Source organism: Hymenobacter lutimineralis (genome assembly GCF_008271285.1).
Taxonomy (GTDB): domain Bacteria; phylum Bacteroidota; class Bacteroidia; order Cytophagales; family Hymenobacteraceae; genus Hymenobacter; species Hymenobacter lutimineralis.
In genome coordinates this window covers 144,628-162,895 of record NZ_VTHL01000005.1, presented here as the reverse complement: position 1 = coordinate 162,895, position 18,268 = coordinate 144,628, and the positions used below count along the sequence as shown (strand labels likewise).

Sequence of the window (18,268 nt, the reverse complement as noted above, 5' to 3'; positions counted from 1 at the left end):
GTTGCTATTCCAGACGGCGCTTGATAAACCAGCGGTTGTTGAGCGAGAAGCCTAATTGCGCCCGCACGTACCGTTCCTGAATTACACCGCCCTGGGGCAGTTCGCTGTTGGCGTCTTTGTTACCGCGTATGCCCACTGTAAATCCCAGGTTCACGCCGGCCGCTTCCAGGGGAGAGGAGGTTGGTACGGGCAGCGTGAAGCCCCAGCTTAGGGCCCGGTCGTAGAGCACCTGGCCGGCCGGGCGGTAAGGCATCTGCTCCACGCTCACGCCCAGACGGTACGTGATGCGCTTAAAGTAGCTGTCCACGGAGGCGGGGTCGGGGGTGATTTCGCCGCCCGAGGCTACCCGGAATGTATTGTGCAAAGGCGTGGCGTTGAAGGTGCTGAAGTTGGTAAACTCGCTCCACTTCGAGTGGCCCGCATCCAGTGAAACTGACCAGGTTTTGTTGTTGTCCAAAGACAACCCAAACTGGGCCGTAGCGGGCAGGGTAGCGTAGCCCTTCTGGCCCGACAGCACCGCGTTGCTTTCAATGGCCCGGCCTTCGATATCCTCGCGCAGCAGCGTTTGGTCGTGGGTGCCGTCCAGCTTGGAGGAGAAGGCGTAGGTGCCGCCGGCGTTCAGATTGAGTTTTTCGTTTAGCGGAACGCGGTAGTGGGCCCCCAGCCGAAAGGTGAAGTCGGAATAATACAGATGGTCGTTTATCACGGTGGTGGTAGCATTTTCCACGCCCCCCTCCTCGGTATAGAGCGTCGACTTGGCTTCGTGGTCGATGCTGCCGAAGGTGTACGCCGAGGTCAGCCCCAGCGTCAGGCCCTTGGCTACCTGCACCCCCTGCGCCAGGTACACCTGGGTGAGGCCGCCTTTGCCTTCGTACTGCTTAATAGAGCGGAGCTCATCTTCTCCTGGCACCGCTTCCGTCAGCTGGTTGGAGTAGTCGACGGAGCTGTAGGGCCGCAGGCCCAATGACAGGGCCCACCGCTTGGAGATGGGCAAGGCCATGCTGATGTAACCCAGGTTCACGCTACCGTCTTTCTGCGAGGCCAGCCGGTTACTGATTTCCTTGTACTGCCCGGTTACCCCAATCTCAAACGTGGTGCGTGAGGTGTAGTATACCAGCGCCGGGTTCAGGTCGTTGATGTGCTGCCCGTTTGGCGCCGCTAGCCCCACGCCACCCATGCTCTGCTGCCGGATGCCACCCGAGGTAGCCGGCGTATCGCCCAGTCCGAGCCGCGAGTAGGGAGAGTTGCCGAGGCCTTGGCCGAAGCTACGTGGTACAGTGAAAGCGCCCAAAAGCGCCAGGCCCAGCAAGCCGGCAAATGATTTAGTTGACATTATGCACCAGAATTCGGTGAAGCCCGAGCAAAACCAGTTCGGGAAGTACAAAGATGCGGCCTTTCAGCCGGGGTTCAAAAAAAGGGGCGTCGCCCCCCGTCAGTACGACTGCCAGCCCGGAGTATCGGGCCCGGTACTCCGCCATGAGGCCATTCACCTCCGCCGCCGCGCCATTGAGCACCCCACTTTCGATGGCGCTACGGGTGTCGGTACCTGTGAGGGGTACCGGCGCCGTTACCTCGCTGGGCACTGCCAGTAACGGCAGACGGCCCGTAAACGTGTGCAAGGCCCGGAAGCGCAACTGTAGGCCCGGCGCAATACTGCCGCCCTGGAAGGAAGACCCATCGGTCACCAGGTCGCACTTAATGGCCGTGCCCGCATCCACAATCAGGACATGCTGCCCCGGGAAACGGGTAGCGGCGCCCACTGCGGCGGCCAAACGGTCGGCCCCCAGTGTGGCGGGCGTGGCGTAAGCATTGTGCAGCGGCACCGGCGTGGTGGCCGGGTCGAAGCCAATTACCTTTCCCTGCGTGAGGGGCTGTAGCTGGCTTTGCCAATCGGCCACGGGTTGCGCCGCCACGGTAGCCACGATGATGTGCCGGGGCCGGAGCCGCTTGGCCTCCGCTACCACTTGCTCCGGAGAAAGGCCTGCGGCATGTTCTACCAACTCGCCATTCACAAAGCACCCCAGCTTGCTGGAAGTATTGCCAATGTCGAGAGTGAGGTAGCACATGCCGCAAGAGTTACTCATAGGAGCCTGCCGAAGCAGGGGGCGTTGCTTGCTACATGAAATATTTCAGGCGAATGACTTCCTTCTCGTTCAGGAAGCGCCACTTGCCCCGGGGCAGGTCTTTCTTGGTTAGGCCGGCGTACTGCACCCGGTCCAGGGTCACCACTTCGTAGCCCAGGTGCTCGAAGATGCGGCGCACAATGCGGTTGCGGCCGATGTGCAGCTCCACGCCCACAAAATGCGCGTTGCCGGCTACTACTGCCACGTCATCCACCTCAGCCTTGCCATCTTCCAGCTCCAGCCCTGCCGTGATTTGACGCAGGTGGTCTTCGGTCAGCGGCTTGTTTAGCTCAACCTGGTAGATCTTCTTGTTCTTGTGCGAAGGGTGCGACAGTTTCTGCGCTACTTCTCCATCGTTGGTGAAGAGCAGTAGCCCGGTGGTGTTCCGGTCGAGGCGGCCTACGGGGAAGATACGCTCCTTCGAGGCATTGGCGACCAGTTCCATCACGGTGCGGCGGCCTTCGGGGTCCTCCGTGGTCGTGATAAAGTCCTTGGGCTTGTTCAGCAGCACGTACACCAGCTTCTCACGGTTCAGGTTGGTCTTGCCGTACTGCACGGTATCAGTGGGCTGCACTTTGTAGCCCATTTCCGTTACTACCTCTCCGTTCACCCGAATTTCACCGGCGGCAATCAGGGAGTCGGCTTCCCGGCGGGAGCAGATTCCGGCGTTGGCAATGTAGCGGTTCAGGCGGGTCAGCTCGGTATCGGGCTCTTCGTCGCGCCGGCGCTTGTTGCCGCGGCTTTTGTCTTCCTCGTAGTAGCGCAGGTTCTTGTAGTCGGGGGCTTCGCCCGCTACTTCGCCCCGCTTGCGCTTACCGGCCTGGTTCGAGTCGATATCCCGACCCGTGTGCTTGTTGACAGTGCGCTCCGGCCGCTCGCCATATGCCCGGCCCTCGCGCTTGTCAGCCCCGAAGGAGCCGGGGCGGCTGGTCCGCTTCTCGCCGAAGCTGCCGCCACCAAAACCCGTTTCGCGGCGGGCGCCAAACCCACCGGGCTTCCGGTCGCGGCTGCCTGCTTCTTCACGCGGGGCGCGGTAGTCGCGTGGCCCCGACTCCGGGCGTTGGACAGGCCGGTCAGCATCGAGGTTTTCGGGCCGACCACGATAATCAAACTGACGGGCCGGGCGTACTTCCCGGTCGCCACTTACCTGCCGCTCCTCGCGTGCAGGTGCCGGAGCCGATGGCCGGAATTCAGTATCTGGTCTTGGTCCGCGAGGGTCCTGCTTGACAAACTTACGGTTACGCTCGCCGGGCATACCCCGGGGCACAGCCGGCCGGCCCTCCTGACGGTAGGGCTGGCCTCCCCAGGTTTCCCTGGGCTCGAAGGGGCGCACGGGGCGCTCATCACGGGGGCGCTCATCGCGGCGGCTGTCGGGTCGGAAGCCGCGCCGGTCATCGTTGCCGCCAAAGCGCGGCTGGCCGTAGTCACCACCACGGGCACTGCCGCCACGGGAAGAAAAGCCGCCGGACTGACCAAATTTCTTTGGGCCACCGTAGCCACCGCTGGCTGGCTTGCGAGGACCATCGAAGCTCTGACCGCCGGGGCGGCCGTAAGCCGGCCGGTCGGTGCCAAAGCTCCGGCGTCCTTCTTCCCCACCGCTGTTGAAGCGCGGAGCCGAGTTGCCGCGCTCATCGCGGCTGCGGCCCGGGCCGTTGAATTTGCGAGGGCCATCGGGGCGGCCACCATCGGCGGGGCGGCCCTGGGGGGCGCGTCCGCGGCGGCCCGGTGTATCGTCGGAGAAATGTTTCTTGCCCATACTGGTAGGCTTGCGTGCCGTATCGCTACGGTACTGGGTTAAAAAGGAAATATAAACGCAGCGTTGGCCTAAACCAAGCGGAGTAGAAAACAGTGCCCGAACCAGCAACCTGCCCCAAGGGAGCCGGCTGAGAGTCCGGGCACTACAAGGTGTGGGCTACGATTAGTCGCGGCGGGCCAGCTTAGCTTCGATGGAATGCTGGGTGTGGGGCACAGCGCGCAGCCGCTCTTTCGGAATCAGCTTACCGGTCCCGATGCAAACGCCGTAGGTGCCATTCTTGATGCGCACCAGCGCGTTTTCCAGCTGCTGGATAAACTTCATCTGGCGAGAGGCCAGCTGGTTCAGGCTTTCCTTCTCCGCCGTGTCGGCACCGTCTTCCAGCACCTTCGACGAAGAAGCCGTGTTGTCGGTACCTGAGTCATTCTTGCGGCTCAGGGTTTCTTTGATGAACGCTACTTCCTTGCGGGCAGCCGTCAGCTTATCCTGGATGATTACCTCAAACTCGGCCAGATCTTCCCTGGAATAGCGTAGGGTTTCTTCACTCATGGGTAACAGGGAATTGAAATATGAAGGGGTTTAGCAAAGCACTATACGGACGCTCATTTGCTGGCTCCGAAACAGTAAGTCGCAAAAATTAGTTTGCCACTTCTTTCGTCTTCAGCCTGGCGGCTCTGGCACGGCACGTCGTTTCCGGCCGCAAAGCTACGGCTTTGTCCGGATTTGCCCTACACCCCGCGCCTGGTGGGAGTTGCTAGCACTCAGAAGCCTAGCATCTGAATGGCCGTTACGGCGGCTTCTACGCCTTTATTGCCGTGCTTGCCCCCGGCCCGGTCCCAGGCTTGCTCTTCAGTATTGGTGGTTACCAACCCAAAAATGACGGGCTTGTTGAATTTCAGGCCTACGTTGGTTAGCCCCTGGGCTACGGCGTGGCAGATATAGTCGTCGTGCTTTGTTTCGCCTTTGATAACGACGCCCAAGCAGATTACGGCATCAATTTCCTCGTGCTGGGCCAGCAGCTGCGCGCCTAGCGTCAGCTCGAAGCTTCCGGGCACAGTATTGCGAAAGACATTCTCTGGCTTGGCGCCGTGCTGCAATAGCGTTTCGTAGGCGCCCTGACTGAGCACGTCGGTAATGGCGCGGTTCCACTCGGCTACGACCAAACCAAACTTCTTTTCGCTGATGTCAATAAACTGCGCAGCGGAGTAGTCGCTGAGATTTTTGAGGGCGGTTGCCATATGAACGTGGTATGAGTGAGAAAGCAGCCGGAGGCTTCATCAGCAAAGGTAAGCGCCGATGGTTTGGTCCTTAGCGGAATATGCCCCAAAACAAAAGGTGGCCTTGGGGGCCACCTTTTGTTTTGCTTGGTTTAGAAGTTTGGCTATTTGCCCGCCAGCCCTTCTGCCCGGCCTTTATACTGCTTGGCATCGTTGGCCTCAGCGGCGGCCGGGTATTCATTCAGAATCCGGTCGTAGGCTTTAATGGCGCCTTCGTAGTCTTTGGCCAGTTCCCGAGCCGTGGCTTCCTTGAGCAGGTAGCTCGGCGTGAAGTACTCGTTGCTCTTGTGGTCGGCGGCTTTCTGGTACAGGTCGGCGGCTTCTTTCGTCTTGCCGAGCTCCAGGTTGGCATCACCCAACAAGGCGTAGGCACGGGCCTGCAACAGCAAGTCATCGGAGCTGAAGTCTTCCAGGTAATCGGCGGCTTGCTGGTACTTGCCCGCTTTCAGCGAGGCTACGCCAGCGTAGAAGTTAGCCAGGTTGCCCGCTTTCGTGCCGTTGTAGTCGTTAGCTACAGCTTCCAGCCCACGGTACTGCCCGTCGCCTTTCAGCGCTTTGTTGAGCGAGTCAGCTTCCCAGTAGGTTACTGCCTGGAAGAGCTCCGCCTGCGCTTTCTCATCCTGCTTGCCCCGCCAGATATACCAGCCAAATCCCCCTACCACTGCCAGCACCACTACCGTCAGCAAGCCCAAGAGGATATTCTTGTTGCGACGAAGAAAGTCCTCGGAGTTGGCAAGGCGAGCCGCCAGAGCATCTGGGTCCTCGAGCAGAGGATGCTCGGGCACGAACTCTTGCTGGGCCGGCTGGTTAGGGTCAGCTGGCACCGGGGTTTGCTGCGGGCGATTCAGCGGGCTGTTTCGCGTGTAGGGAATCTTAGACATTAGGTAAGTTCAAAAATAGCGACGAGCTGCGGGTTGAGGCCGGGCAGGTTAGTCGTGAATGTAGGGGTAATCCTGCTGCACGTACACGTCTTTGTACAGCTCATCGGCCGTGGGGAACGGCGAGTTCTCAGCAAACTCTACCGACTCCAGCACCTGCGCCTTGATCTTCTCGTCGATGGCCGCCAGATCTTCTTCCGAGGCCATATTGTGGGTCAGGATAGTATGGCGTACGGCCTCAATGGCGTCGCGGGAGCGGTAGTCTTCCAGCTCCTCTTTGGTGCGGTACTTGGCCGGGTCACTCATGGAGTGGCCTTTGTAGCGGTAGGTTTTAAACTCCAGGAACGTGGGGCCTTCCCCGGCCCGGGCGCGTTCGGCGGCGCGGGCCACGGCGTTGTGCACGTCCTCCACGCTCATGGCATTCACGGGCTCGGCGGGCATATCGTAGCTCTCCCCCATCGTGTACAACTCAGTCACGTTCGAGGTTCGCTGTACGGAAGTGCCCATGGCGTAGCCGTTGTTTTCTACCACGAAGATGACGGGCAGCTTCCACAGCATGGCCATGTTGAAGGCCTCGTGCAGGGCGCCCTGGCGCACGGCGCCGTCGCCCATGTAGCAGATGCAGAGGTTGCCGGTTTTGTTGTACTTCTCAGCAAAGGCAATGCCCGCGCCCATGGGAACCTGGGCTCCCACGATGCCGTGGCCGCCAATGAAGTTCACCTCCTTATCGAACATGTGCATGGAGCCGCCTTTGCCTTTCGAGCAGCCCGTGGCCTTGGCATACAGCTCGGCCATGATGGCGTTCGGCGACGTACCTAAGGCCAGCGGGTGCGCGTGGTCTCGGTAAGCGGTTATCCACTTGTCGTCCTTCGTCAGGGCCGATACGGCGCCGGCTACGCAGGCTTCCTGGCCAATATAGAGGTGGCAGAAGCCTTTGATCTTTTGCTGGCCGTAGAGCTGGCCAGCCTTTTCTTCGAACTTGCGCATGAGCTGCATTTGCTCATACCAGCGCAGGTAGGTTTCCTTCGGGAATTCCGGCTGAGCCGGAGTGGTTGCTTTGGGCGCGCCGGTGGCTGCTGCCGCTTCGCCGTTTGCGATGGGCAGTACCGGGTCGGGCTGCTTCACGGTTTCGGTAGCTGTGCCTTTGGCGGCAGCTTTGGGGGCCGACGTTTTTTTCGTCGAATTGGAAGCCTTCTGAGCACCCTTTACTTTCGTCTCCGCCATCTTGCTTTCGGTTGTTCGCGTTTGGGATGCGAAAGTACGTAAAAGGATTTCAATTCCGAACCCAAGCATGATACTACATAGCCTCCACTTACTCTTCTTCAAAAACTACGAAGAAGCCAATCTGAGCTTCTCCCCCCACATCAACTGCTTTGTGGGCGACAACGGAAGTGGTAAGACTAACCTGCTGGATGCTATTCACTACTTATCACTCACCAAAAGCGCGTTTACTTCTGCCGATGCCCAGAGCATTCGGCAGGGAGAAGAGTTCTTCGTGGTGAAGGGCCGTTTTGAGGCTCCTGACCAGAAGCCCGAAACAATCCAATGCAGTTTGCGCCTGGGTCAGAAAAAGGTAGTCACTCACAACAAGCAGGCCTACGAACGGGTGTCCGACCATATCGGCCGCTACCCCGTGGTGCTTATCTCGCCTTACGACACGGACCTTATCCGGCAGGGCAGCGAGGAAAGGCGCAAGTACTTCGACAGCCTCATTTCCCAGCTCGACCACGAGTATCTGGAAAACCTCATTCGCTACTCGCACGCCTTGAAGCAGCGCAATTCCTTGCTCAAGCTGGCAGCTGAGCGGCAAGCCGGCTACGATCGGGAATACCTGCTGGTGTTGGATGATCAGTTGGCCCCCCTGGGCGAGCAGTTGGTAGCGCGTCGACAGGAGTTTCTCACGGAGTTTGAGCCCGTCTTCCAGCGGCACTACGAGCAGCTAGCCGACTCCCGGGAGCAGGTGACGCTAACCTATAAGAGCGAACTGCCCGGTACCGATTTCCTCAAGCTCCTTCGCCTGCAGGAGCGCCGGGACCTCAGCCTGCAGCGCACCACCCTTGGCCCTCACCGCGACGACTTCACTTTCCTGATGGATGAGCGGGCGGTGAAGGGGTACGGCTCCCAGGGTCAGCAGAAGTCTTTTGCCATTGCCCTTAAGCTGGCCCAGTTTGAGGTCCTGGCTCAGCGCAAGCAGCACAAACCCCTACTCCTGCTCGACGACATCTTCGACCGGCTCGACGAGAAGCGTATTACCCGCCTGATGCAGTTAGTAGCCAACCACACTTTCGGGCAGATTTTTCTAACCGATACCCACCTTGAGCGCACCGACCGGGTACTTGCTTCCCTCTCGGATGATATCCGTCGTTTTCGGGTTGAATCGGGAACGGTGCAACCGCTTTAGCTGCTTTGTCGCCTACCTTTGTCTACTCCCCTGCGCCCCACACTTTCGCGCGTTAATAAAGGCAATGGCATTTAAAAAACCTTACAATTCCGAGAATTCCCGTCAGTCGGATATCGTTCCGCTCAAGGATGGAATTGCTGCTTTGCTGCGGGCTTACCGCCTGCAGGGTAAGCTAGATGAGGTAACGGTGGTTGCTAGCTGGGAGCGGGTAATGGGCAAGGCCGTAGCCATGAAAACCCAGCAGGTATACGTTAGCAACAGTAAACTCTTCGTGCGGCTCTCCTCGGCCCCACTTAAGCATGAGCTTTTCATGGCTAAGACCCAGGTGCTGGCCAACCTGAATGCTGAGGTAGGCTCCGAGGTTATCAAAGAGGTTATCTTCCTTTAGCCCTTCTCCCTTCTTTTTTCTTCCTGTTGCCTTACCGAGGTAGACCGCCAATGACTGCGGTGCCTTGGGCACTTAGGTATGCCTGTGTCTGAAGCCAACTCGGCAGGACTGGCTTCAGACACAGGCATAGTCAGCTCCTAGCATTTAACTGCTTGCTAAAGCCAGGCCAGCTCTTAGCTTGGCTGCTACCGACAACTGTGCTGGTTTAGTTAGGCCTAGCTACCGTCACCATCACCCTGGCTTTTACCCTGGGGTTGGCACGTAGCCAAGGCGGCAACGCTCCTTGTCTAACAGATGCAAATTCTGCTCGGCATCCAACCGGGTTCTGGCATTATCAAACTCCAGGCGGTACTGCTCTTTTACTTCCCGGCGTTTAATGGCCTCCATAAACCGGCGCGTGTCTTCCGGCGTTTCGAGCAGGAGGCCGGGCACCGGCGTGGGCCGGCCTTCGTCATTCTTCGCCACCATGGTAAAGTAGCTGGTGTTGGTATGCTTCACTGAGCCCGTGCGCACATCCTCGGCTATGACCTTTATGCCTACCAGTAGGGAAGTACGGCCCACGTAGTTTACCGAGGCCAGCAGGGAGACCAACTCCCCCACTTCTACCGGCTGCAGGAAGTTTACCCCATCCACACTCACGGTAACACAGTAGGCGCCGGCGTGCTTAGATGCCGCAGCGTACGCCACCTTATCCATCAAGGAAAGCAGGATACCGCCGTGAATTTTTCCACCGAAATTCGCGTATGCCGGAATCATCAGCTCGGTGAGGGTAACGCGGGAATAGGCCACTGGCCGGTAGTCAAGCTGAGGAGTTGAGGCGGTCATTCTAGGGATGATTTTTCAGAAAAGGGGCCCCACGTGTCGGTGTCTTACCAATACTTACAAGCCTGCCTTGTAGTCAGTGTTTAATTGAGGCTGTAACAATTTTCACCTTAACTGAAACCCTGGGCACGCTACTGACGGCGAACAAAAATGTTTCACGTGGAACACTTTTGTTCACTTCGGTCCATACACTTTCAGCAAAAGCTCATTGTACGCTTCGAGCAGGGCAATATACTTCTGCTGTAGGGCCAGAAGCTGTTTAGCAGGATCAGAATCAGCAGATTGTGTAACAGCCTGACGATGTGTTACAGGCTTATCAAGTGTAATATTACTGTTTGTAACATTATGTGTAACTGTAAAAGGCAACGAAGCTTGTTGCACGACTGTAAAATCGTTCGAAAAATCATGAGAAATTATTTCACCGACGCGCTTTACGAAAGCGTAATCAAGTGTTTCATCTTTGAATTTACGATAGATAGTAGGACGTGTAATACCCAATTCGTCCACGATACGGGTAATCGAAATTCCGCTGTTTTTAATGGCTTCCTGCAGTATTTCGCCCTGATGCGGCATAAACAGAGTCGTAAGATTGATACAAAGTGTAAAGATGATGAATGTGTTTCAGCAATACAAGTAATAGTAACAGATGAAATACCATAAGATACATTTTATGATACACATGAAATAGTACACACATTACGTTACAGTGTAAATTATTAATGGTTTTACATTTTACACAGCGTAATACGTAACGCTGAGCGCCGTAAACTCTTTACGACTTGTGATACAAAGGCCCGGAGTAACCCTCCAAAGCGTACATAGGGGTACGAATGGCCTACCGTTAGCAAAACCTACTAATGACTAGCCAAGAGAAAACGGTCCGGATAATCCGTTGTAATGCCCGCCGGATGAAATGCCAATAGGCGGTGGAAGTCGGGGTACTCATTCACCGTCCAGGGAACAAGCTGTATACCGAGCTCATTCAGGTCTGTTACAAGCTCAGAAGACACCAAGGGGAAGTTGGGGCCATACACAGTGGGTACAAAGCCTAGCTCCTGCAGGTGGTCAGCATGCGGCTGCTTGTCTTCAACGAGCAAGCATACAGCCATACCCGGAAGCAGCTGATGCGCCAGCTGCAGAATGCGTTTGTCGAAACACAACAAAGTTGTGCGAGCAAGTACCTGCAGGGCCTGCAGCTCACGCACAACCAAGTCGAGGAACTGCCGGGGCGGGGGTTGGAAATGCCCCTCCCCCGCCGGCTCACTTTTCAGCTCCACGCTAAAGCGCACCAGCGGCCTACCTAACGCCAGCGACAAACGGTCTACATCCTGAATTACTTCCCGCAGCAGGGGCTTGTAGGCCGGCACGCTTTGCTGCGCCGGGAAGGCTGGGTGCCGGGTTGAGCCGCAGTCGTAGCGGCGAATCTCGGGGTAGGATAGCGCATATAGATTGTGTTGCAGCTGCTCGTCCGGGGCAATCGGCTGGCCAGCCGGCGTACGACAGATAGCTGACAACATCCACGGCTCGTGCGAAACCACTACTTGGCTATCGGCGGAAATAACAACATCAAGCTCTAGTACCTCAACGCCGAGCGTAACCGCGTGCCGAAAAGCCGGCAGCGTGTTTTCGGGGTAGAGCCCCCGGCACCCGCGGTGGCCATGGATAACTGGGAAAACCGATGAATTGAGCATATATTTTCGCCCCTTGGTGAGGTCAGAAAGCAAGAGCCGGTTCTTTTACAGAGGCCTTTACGAAGTATACGCACACGCTAACTATTCACTCTACTCGTACTACGCAGATGAAGAAAATCGTAATAGCCCTGGTGTTGGCCGGCGTACTGATCGGCGGCTACCTCTACTACCGCCATGTGGTGGGCAGCCCCGAATACTCCCTGATGCAGGCGGCCAAAGCTGCGCAGAGCCACGATGCCACCACCTTTGCCCGCTACGTGGATGTGGAGAGTGTAACGGGCAGTTTAGTAGACCAGATAACTACCCAAGGCTCGGTACTGGGTGTGCTCAATCCAGGAGGACTGGCTATGAAGGGCGCCCTCGGGCTGATAAAGCCGCAGCTCACGAAAGCCGCCCGGCGCGAAGTGGAGCAGTACATTGCTACCGGCTCGCTGGAAGCAGCAGCCCCTAAGCACGCAGTAAACGTTTCGATCCTGGGGTTGGCCGGCAAAGTAGTCAGCCCCGACAGCAAGTTCAAAGGTCTCAAGTATAGCCGGGAAGAAGGCGAGCAGGCATTCTTGGGGCTGGAATTCACGCAGCCGCGCTACGATACCACGGTAGTTGTGGAGGTGAAGATGCGCAACCAAGGCGACTATTGGCAGGCTACCGAAATCACCAACACTGGGGAAATTCTGAAGCACGTTGCCCGCATGGAGAAGAGCAAGCTGCTTAGCCGTTGAAGGCAGGAAAGAGGGGTAACCAAAAAAAGGCCCAGCACCAAAACGGTACTGGGCCTTTCTTATGCGGTCAGTGGATTCTTATTTTCGACCTGAGAAGAGGAAGTAAATGATAGAACCACCAAAAGGGAAGAACCAAATGATGGCCCCCCAAAGAAGCTTCTTACCCAAAGACCAGTCTTGTTTAAACAGACTGATAACGGCGGCTACGGCTAATAACAGGTAAACCACCCCAAAGATGGTTAGTGAGCCATCTGAACGGCGGCCAGAGCAGCTGCTGAGGACCGTGGATAGAGTAAGGAAAAGAGAGAAGGACAGTAAGGACCAACGTTGGGTCAAGGTTGCTAGTCTGTTCATGGGAGTAGAGAGAAAAGGGTGAATGGCCCTTTCTACGCCGCATTTACCGGAATGGATATAGCGAACAGTCTATAATTTATATAATATTCTGATTTACAGTACATTACTTAAATACTCAAGTACTTTTTGCACAAATTCTGCGGCAGCCGAGGGAGCGAGCAACAAAGAAAAGACTACTCCAAATAGCGCGCCGTAGAAGTGCGCGTCGTGGTTGATGTTGTCGCCCTGCTGACGGCCCATGTAGTAGGAATACGCGAGGTAAAGCAACCCAAACACAAAGGGCTGGATCGGAATGGGCAAGGGAAAGATGTAGATACCGCCCCCGGATTCTGCCACGGGGGAAAACAACACGCTGGCAAATACCACCGCCGACACTCCACCCGAAGCGCCCAGGCTGGAGTAGCCGGGGTTGTTGCGGTGGCGCAGGAATGTAGGAATATCCGATACGATAATAGCCCCCAGGTACAGAAGCAAAAAGCACCAGGTTCCGCCCGCCAGCCCATAGCGGCTGGCGTACTCCTGCTGCACCATTGGGCTGAAGGAATAGAAGGCAAAAAGGTTGAAAAAGAGGTGGGCGAAGTTGGCGTGCAGAAAGCCCGAGGTGATAAACCGGTACCACTGCCGTTTGCGCTCCACCAGAAAGGGAGTGAAAATCCAGCTTTCCAGCAAGCTGCGGTTCGACCAGGCATAGACCGAAATACCGGCCGTCAGCGCAATCAGGATAAGCGCCGGATTAAGAAAAGGCATAAGCCAAGAGGTTAGGTAACAAAGCAGGCCGAATCGATACGAACCTAGCTCTCGCGCTCCAACAGCTGCAAAGCCAACTGGTGGAGCGGTTTTTTGCGCGTTTCGGGGGCCACCACGCGCTCCAGGTGCTGCAAAGCATCCAGGAAGTACTTGTTGATGAGCTGCTCCGTCTGGGGGCGTATTTCGAGCTCATCGTACACGGCGCGCACGGCCTGCACCTTGGCTTCGGCATCGGGCACGGGCTGGCCGATGTGCTGGGCCAATACAGCGCGCTGGGCGGCGTTGGCCTGGGCCTGGGCGGTAAGCAGCAGGTAGGTCTTCTTATCACTGACGATGTCGCCGCCCACGCGCTTGCCGAAGGTGGCTGCGTCGCCGTACACGTCGAGCAGATCGTCGCGCAGCTGGAATGCTAGGCCGATGCCTACGCCAAACTGGCGCAGGTGGTCGGCATCCTCGCGGGAGGCGCCGCCCAGCAAAGCGCCCAGCTCCAGGGCAAAGCCCAATAGCACGGCCGTCTTCAGCCGAATCATGTCGAGGTACTGCGCAATGCTGACCTCGGTTTCCGTTTCGAAGTTCATATCCCACTGCTGGCCTTCGCACACCTCGGCGGCCGTTTGGGAAAAGCGGCGCAGCACGTGGGCCAGCAGCTCGGGACGGATATCGAACAGCAGCTCGTAGGCCCGCACCAGCATCACGTCACCTGAGAGAATAGCCACATTGGGGTTCCACTTCTCGTGCACGGTAGCCTGGCCGCGGCGCAAGGGCGCCTGGTCCATCAGGTCGTCGTGGAGCAAAGTGAAGTTATGGAAGACCTCCGTAGCCAGCGCGGGCTTCACTATGGCGTCGAGGTCGTCGGTGAAGAGGTGGGCGCCAAGCAGGGTAAGTAGGGGCCGGATGCGCTTCCCGCCCAGGCCCATGATGTAGCGGATGGGCTCGTAGAGGCTGATAGGCTGGTCGCCGTAGCGCAGTTCGGCGAGGCCGGCAGAAAGTTTATTGGTGAAGTAAGACAGGTCCACGGAAAAAGGTCGAGGTTCGGACAGGCAAGGTACGGCGGCGCAAGCGAAGCAGCGGAAGCCAATCAACAGCAAACACCAAAGCAGGGTTATGCACTACCGCGGGCATAGGCACGTTATCCTCGTCTCATTCTCTACTGCTATGCTTGCCCGCCTATTCTTCAGTATCTGCCTCCTTCTTTTCACGGCTCAGGCCACTTATGCTCAAAACTCCTACAACCAGTGGGAGGCCAGCAAGCCTGCACCAGTAGCTAAGCCCGCTCTGGATAGGGCACCCACCAAAAAAGCACAGCGGGACACCACTTCTAGTCCAAGCTTCACAACCTCTGATGGGAAACTACTGCATGTGCAGTGTCTGCCCAGCTTCGCAGGCGGCCAGGAGGCCCTAGACGAGCTACTGAGAAAGAAAATCAAACGACCCAGCGGCCCGCGCCAGCGGGGTACAGTTCAAGTCAGCTTTGTAGTCCTGACCACCGGAGGGGTAAGCAATGTACATATCAAGCCCGGCAACGGCCTTGCCCCTGCCTATGATGCCGCCATGATCAGCGCCATCAATAGCCTGCCGGCAGCCTTCCAGCCAGGAGGCTGTAATGGCAATGCCCGGGCTATGGAAATAACTATTCCCTACACGTTTCGGTAAACCAGAATACGCCTAAGAAAAAAGTCCTTGCTGTATGATACAGCAAGGACTTTTTTCTTAGGCAGGTACTTTGTGCATTACTCAGGCCGGATTGATTCCCTAGCCTCGAATAACAGCTTTTCTTACCGGCGGCGGTTGCCGCCACCGCCCGACTTCCCGCCGGGCCGGCCGCCTTTGCTGCTGCGCTCGGGGCGGTAGCCGCGGCGGCTCTGGCGCTCCTCCTGCTCGCGGCGCTTCACCGAGTCGGGACGGTTGTCCACCAGCTCGAAGTCGATGGTACGGTCAAGCAGGTTGGCGGCTTTCACCACCACCTGCAGTTCGTCGCCGAACTGGATGATGCGCTTGGTGTGCTGACCTACGAGGCGGTAGTTGTCTTTGTCCAGTTCGTAGAAGTCGCCGGGGATGTCGGCAATGCGCACCATACCCTCGCACTTGTTTTCCTCGATTTCCACGTACACGCCCCAGTCGGTGAGGCCCGATACCACGCCGGTGAACTGCTCGCCCACGCGGTCCTGCAGGAACTCTACTTGCTTGTACTTGATGCTGGCGCGCTCGGCATTGGCGGCCAGCTTCTCGCGCTCCGAGGAGTGCTTGCACTCTTCCTCAATGGGCTCCACTTCCACGTTCTTGCCGCCTTCTAGGTAGTGCTCCAGCAGGCGGTGCGCCATCATGTCGGGGTAGCGCCGGATGGGCGAGGTAAAGTGCGAGTAATGCTCAAAGGCCAGACCAAAGTGGCCGCGCGGGTCGGTGGTGTACGTGGCCTTGGCCATGGTCCGGATAGCCAGCGTCTGGATGACGTTCTGCTCGGGCCGGCCCACCACTTCACTGCTCAAATCGTTGAGCTCGGCGCTCAGCTTTTTGGGGTTGGATAGGTCGAGCTGGTGGCCAAACTTCTGAGCAAAGAGGGCAAAGTTCTGCAGGCGCTCCTCGTCGGGGGCGTCGTGCACCCGGTAGACCATGGTGTAGCGCGGCTTGCGGTTCTTGAGCTTGAACACGAACTCGGCCACCTTGCGGTTGGCCAGCAGCATGAACTCCTCAATCATCTTGTGCGCGTCCTTGCGCTCCTTCACGTACACACCCAGCGGCTTGCCGTCGGCGTCGAGCTTGAACTTCACTTCCTGGGTTTCGAAGCTAATGGCGCCCTGCTTGAAGCGCTGGGCGCAGAGCTTCTTGGCAATGGAGTTCATCAGCTGGATTTCGGCCGTGTAGTCAGCTTCCAACCCTTCGATGCGCTCCTGGGCATCTTCGTAGGCGAAGCGGCGGTCGGAGTGGATGATGGTTTTGCCAAACCAGGAGTTGTAGAGCTTGCCGTTCTCGTCCAGCTCGAACACGGCCGAGAAGGTAAGCTTGTCCTCGTTGGGGCGCAGGGAGCAGAGGCCGTTGGAAAGGCGCTCCGGCAGCATCGGAATCACGCGGTCTACCAGGTACACGGAGGTAGCGCGGTAGCGGGCTTCCTTTTCCAGGGCCATACCGGGCCGCACATAGTGCGTTACGTCGGCAATGTGCACGCCAATTTCCCAATGCCCGTTTTCGAGCTTCTGAATCGACAGGGCATCGTCGAAGTCCTTGGCATCGACGGGGTCGATGGTGAAGGTGGTGATGTGGCGGAAGTCGCGGCGGCGCTCAATCTCGCCGGCCGGTATTTCCAGCGGAATGCTTTCCGACTCCGCCTCTACCTCAGCGGGGAACTCAAACGGCAGCCCAAACTCGGCCATGATGGCGTTGATTTCGGCTTCGTTCTCGCCGGCCTGACCGAAGCTACGTGCTACCTCGCCCACGGGCTGGCGGCCGGCATCATGCTCCGGAAACTCGGTGATGCGCACCAGCACCTTCTCGCCGTGGTTGGCGCCGTGCAGGTTCTCGAAGGGCACGAACACGTCGAAGTAGAGCTTGCGGTTGTCGGGCTTCACGAAGCCAATGCCGCCTTTCAGGTAGAGGCGCCCCACAATCTCGGGGCGCACCCGGTTGAGGACTTCCACCACGTCGCCCACGGGGCGGCCGTCGCGGGAGCCGCGCAGGCGCAGGCGCACGGTGTCGCCGTGCATGGCAAACTTCAGCCGGTCGGTGAACACGCGCACATCCTGCTCGCTTTCCTCGGAGATGATGAAGGCATACTTGTCGGTAGCCAGGGCCACGGTGCCGGTGATGGTGTCGCCCCCTTCGGAGCGGCCAGCGCGGCGCGGGGTGGTGGGCGCATCGGCGTCGGGAAAATCAAACCCGGCTTCGCGGCGACGGTGTACCACGGGGTCTTGCCCTACCAGCTCGGCGGGTCGGCCACCGCGGTGGCCGGCGGCGAATGGCTCCCGGTCGTTTTTGCGGGTTTTGCGGCCGCTGGCGGGCTCCGTAGCGGCTTGCGCGGTACTGGCATCGGTCAGGCGGTAGTCGTCGTTCTGCAGCAGGGTAAGCTGGCCGGATTTCTTCAGGCTCTTGAGGTGCGCAAACACGTCTTCGCGCTGCTCCTTGGTGGCCACGCCCAGGCGGCGGGAAAGCTGACGGTAGGATAAAACTTTGCCCGGGTTGTCGCGGAACACGCGAAACACGAGGTCTTTGGAAATGGGAGTGGCTTGGTCGCCACGGGCTGCCTTCGCGCGGGAGGCGCGGGGGGCGGCGGATTCGTCTTTTTCTTTCATGTAGAAAACGGGCCGCCAGTGGGTGTCTTTTTCGTAGGCGGCGGGGTTAAGTAAAATAGAAAGCGGCCGGATCAGGTGCTTTCCGGGGTGAAATTTGCAAGCCGTGTTACGGGCTTTGCAGGGATACTACGGAATATAGCGGGCAATAACTATTGCCGATCAAAAAATAGCCTGTTACCGTTACGTTACGGCGGCCAGGGAACGGAGGACCGAAGCACCAAAATCGACCAGCGTCCATTCCTTCAGGTCAGATACCTGCCCGTCGCCTACTTCCACTACCACCGGGACTCCGGCCTGCGTCAGCGCTACGTCAAGGCTATAAAACAGGCGGGGTTTCAGCGCGTCCAGCACGGGCTGCAGCGCAGTTGGCAGGCTGGTCTTTTCGGCTCCGTAAGCAGTACCGGCTACCACAAAGAAGCGTCGCTCCGAATCAGCGGTTAAGGGCACGTACTGCCGCACAAACAGCAGTTCGTCGGGCATTAGTTCATGTCGTTGGCAAAGCTGCTGCCATTGTATGTCTGACCTCACTAGGGAATCATCCCCAAAGGACTTTACCAGCCCTTTCACAAAGTAGGATTGGCCATTTGAAAAATCCGGCACTTCATTAGCCAGCTGGAAACGGCTCGGAAACGTGAAGCTCTGCACGGCCGGATACCAACCCGTTGCCTGGTGAGAAGACAAGTAGCTGTCCGCTGGCACCAGCAAGGGAGTCCGTTGCGCCAAAGAGGCGTACTCGGCTTCAGAAAGCATCCAGCCACGATATAGTGCCGGGGTTGCCGCCGGGGCTAGAGGCCACAGCCGCTGAGTTTCCATATCGTACAGCTCCACAGTC

The 18,268-nt window shown here is 58.0% G+C and carries 19 protein-coding genes; 4 read left to right on the top strand and 15 right to left on the bottom strand.

The features are described 5' to 3' along the window. Nucleotides 1-4: 4 nt before the first annotated feature. The 7 genes from bamG to pdhA form a co-directional block, all read right to left on the bottom strand. On the bottom strand, nucleotides 5-1,333 hold the full coding sequence (bamG, locus tag FY528_RS07170) for a BamG family beta-barrel-assembly machinery protein (protein WP_149070312.1): 1,329 nt from the start codon (nucleotides 1,331-1,333) through the stop codon (nucleotides 5-7). Then, nucleotides 1,323-2,084: a type III pantothenate kinase gene (locus FY528_RS07165; RefSeq protein WP_149070311.1), complete on the bottom strand. Its 762-nt coding sequence runs from the start codon at nucleotides 2,082-2,084 to the stop codon at nucleotides 1,323-1,325. Before FY528_RS07165 ends, bamG begins: the two co-directional genes overlap by 11 nt. A 31-nt stretch (nucleotides 2,085-2,115) precedes the next feature. Beyond that, nucleotides 2,116-3,879 carry a pseudouridine synthase gene (locus FY528_RS07160; RefSeq protein WP_149070310.1) on the bottom strand — a complete coding sequence of 588 codons (1,764 nt, stop codon included), beginning with the start codon at nucleotides 3,877-3,879 and terminating at the stop codon, nucleotides 2,116-2,118. Nucleotides 3,880-4,041: 162 nt separating this feature from the next. Continuing rightward, nucleotides 4,042-4,425, bottom strand: coding sequence for a TraR/DksA family transcriptional regulator (locus FY528_RS07155; protein WP_149070309.1), 384 nt, complete (start codon nucleotides 4,423-4,425; stop codon nucleotides 4,042-4,044). Nucleotides 4,426-4,637: 212 nt separating this feature from the next. Beyond that, the gene (gene ribH, locus FY528_RS07150; protein ID WP_149070308.1) at nucleotides 4,638-5,114 is read right to left on the bottom strand and encodes a 6,7-dimethyl-8-ribityllumazine synthase; all 477 of its coding nucleotides are present in this window, start codon (nucleotides 5,112-5,114) and stop codon (nucleotides 4,638-4,640) included. Nucleotides 5,115-5,257: 143 nt separating this feature from the next. Beyond that, nucleotides 5,258-6,034: a tetratricopeptide repeat protein gene (locus FY528_RS07145; protein WP_149070307.1), complete on the bottom strand. Its 777-nt coding sequence runs from the start codon at nucleotides 6,032-6,034 to the stop codon at nucleotides 5,258-5,260. Between the two features lie 48 nt (nucleotides 6,035-6,082). Next, nucleotides 6,083-7,255: a pyruvate dehydrogenase (acetyl-transferring) E1 component subunit alpha gene (gene pdhA, locus FY528_RS07140; protein ID WP_149070306.1), complete on the bottom strand. Its 1,173-nt coding sequence runs from the start codon at nucleotides 7,253-7,255 to the stop codon at nucleotides 6,083-6,085. Between the two features lie 67 nt (nucleotides 7,256-7,322). Here pdhA and recF point away from each other — a divergent pair, with 67 nt between their 5' ends. Both recF and FY528_RS07130 read left to right on the top strand, forming a co-directional pair. Continuing rightward, nucleotides 7,323-8,432: a DNA replication/repair protein RecF gene (gene recF, locus FY528_RS07135; protein ID WP_149070305.1), complete on the top strand. Its 1,110-nt coding sequence runs from the start codon at nucleotides 7,323-7,325 to the stop codon at nucleotides 8,430-8,432. Between the two features lie 64 nt (nucleotides 8,433-8,496). Continuing rightward, the gene (locus FY528_RS07130; RefSeq protein WP_149070304.1) at nucleotides 8,497-8,820 is read left to right on the top strand and encodes a DciA family protein; all 324 of its coding nucleotides are present in this window, start codon (nucleotides 8,497-8,499) and stop codon (nucleotides 8,818-8,820) included. A 243-nt stretch (nucleotides 8,821-9,063) separates the two neighbouring features. Here the strand turns inward: FY528_RS07130 and FY528_RS07125 are convergent, their stop codons facing one another. The 3 genes from FY528_RS07125 to FY528_RS07115 all read right to left on the bottom strand — a co-directional run bounded on the left by FY528_RS07125 (nucleotide 9,064) and on the right by FY528_RS07115 (nucleotide 11,333). Further along, nucleotides 9,064-9,645: an acyl-CoA thioesterase gene (locus tag FY528_RS07125; protein WP_262383937.1), complete on the bottom strand. Its 582-nt coding sequence runs from the start codon at nucleotides 9,643-9,645 to the stop codon at nucleotides 9,064-9,066. A 171-nt stretch (nucleotides 9,646-9,816) separates the two neighbouring features. After that, on the bottom strand, nucleotides 9,817-10,215 hold the full coding sequence (locus FY528_RS07120; protein ID WP_149070303.1) for a helix-turn-helix domain-containing protein: 399 nt from the start codon (nucleotides 10,213-10,215) through the stop codon (nucleotides 9,817-9,819). Nucleotides 10,216-10,496: 281 nt separating this feature from the next. Next, entirely contained in the window at nucleotides 10,497-11,333 is an 837-nt protein-coding gene (locus FY528_RS07115; protein ID WP_149070302.1) for a glycerophosphodiester phosphodiesterase family protein, read from the bottom strand. Between the two features lie 107 nt (nucleotides 11,334-11,440). Between FY528_RS07115 and FY528_RS07110 the strand changes: the two genes are divergently transcribed. Further along, nucleotides 11,441-12,052: a DUF2939 domain-containing protein gene (locus FY528_RS07110; RefSeq protein ID WP_149070301.1), complete on the top strand. Its 612-nt coding sequence runs from the start codon at nucleotides 11,441-11,443 to the stop codon at nucleotides 12,050-12,052. Nucleotides 12,053-12,130: 78 nt separating this feature from the next. On the opposite strand, the gene FY528_RS21805 is transcribed toward FY528_RS07110, so the two are convergent. From FY528_RS21805 to FY528_RS07095, 3 genes are all read right to left on the bottom strand, one after another. Beyond that, the gene (locus FY528_RS21805; RefSeq protein ID WP_149070300.1) at nucleotides 12,131-12,406 is read right to left on the bottom strand and encodes a PLD nuclease N-terminal domain-containing protein; all 276 of its coding nucleotides are present in this window, start codon (nucleotides 12,404-12,406) and stop codon (nucleotides 12,131-12,133) included. A gap of 93 nt (nucleotides 12,407-12,499) precedes the next feature. Continuing rightward, entirely contained in the window at nucleotides 12,500-13,153 is a 654-nt protein-coding gene (locus FY528_RS07100) for a rhomboid family intramembrane serine protease (protein ID WP_149070299.1), read from the bottom strand. Between the two features lie 44 nt (nucleotides 13,154-13,197). Further along, entirely contained in the window at nucleotides 13,198-14,169 is a 972-nt protein-coding gene (locus tag FY528_RS07095; protein ID WP_149070298.1) for a polyprenyl synthetase family protein, read from the bottom strand. 343 nt (nucleotides 14,170-14,512) lie between these two features. Between FY528_RS07095 and FY528_RS21215 the strand changes: the two genes are divergently transcribed. Further along, the gene (locus tag FY528_RS21215; RefSeq protein ID WP_187632035.1) at nucleotides 14,513-14,806 is read left to right on the top strand and encodes an energy transducer TonB family protein; all 294 of its coding nucleotides are present in this window, start codon (nucleotides 14,513-14,515) and stop codon (nucleotides 14,804-14,806) included. A 122-nt stretch (nucleotides 14,807-14,928) separates the two neighbouring features. Here FY528_RS21215 and rnr read toward each other — a convergent pair whose 3' ends face one another. Then, nucleotides 14,929-17,436, bottom strand: a complete 2,508-nt coding sequence (gene rnr / locus FY528_RS07085) for a ribonuclease R (RefSeq protein ID WP_149070296.1) — start codon at nucleotides 17,434-17,436, stop codon at nucleotides 14,929-14,931. A gap of 180 nt (nucleotides 17,437-17,616) precedes the next feature. After that, the gene (locus FY528_RS21210) at nucleotides 17,617-18,186 is read right to left on the bottom strand and encodes an ATP-grasp domain-containing protein (protein ID WP_262383941.1); all 570 of its coding nucleotides are present in this window, start codon (nucleotides 18,184-18,186) and stop codon (nucleotides 17,617-17,619) included. Between the last annotated feature and the right edge of the window lie 82 nt (nucleotides 18,187-18,268).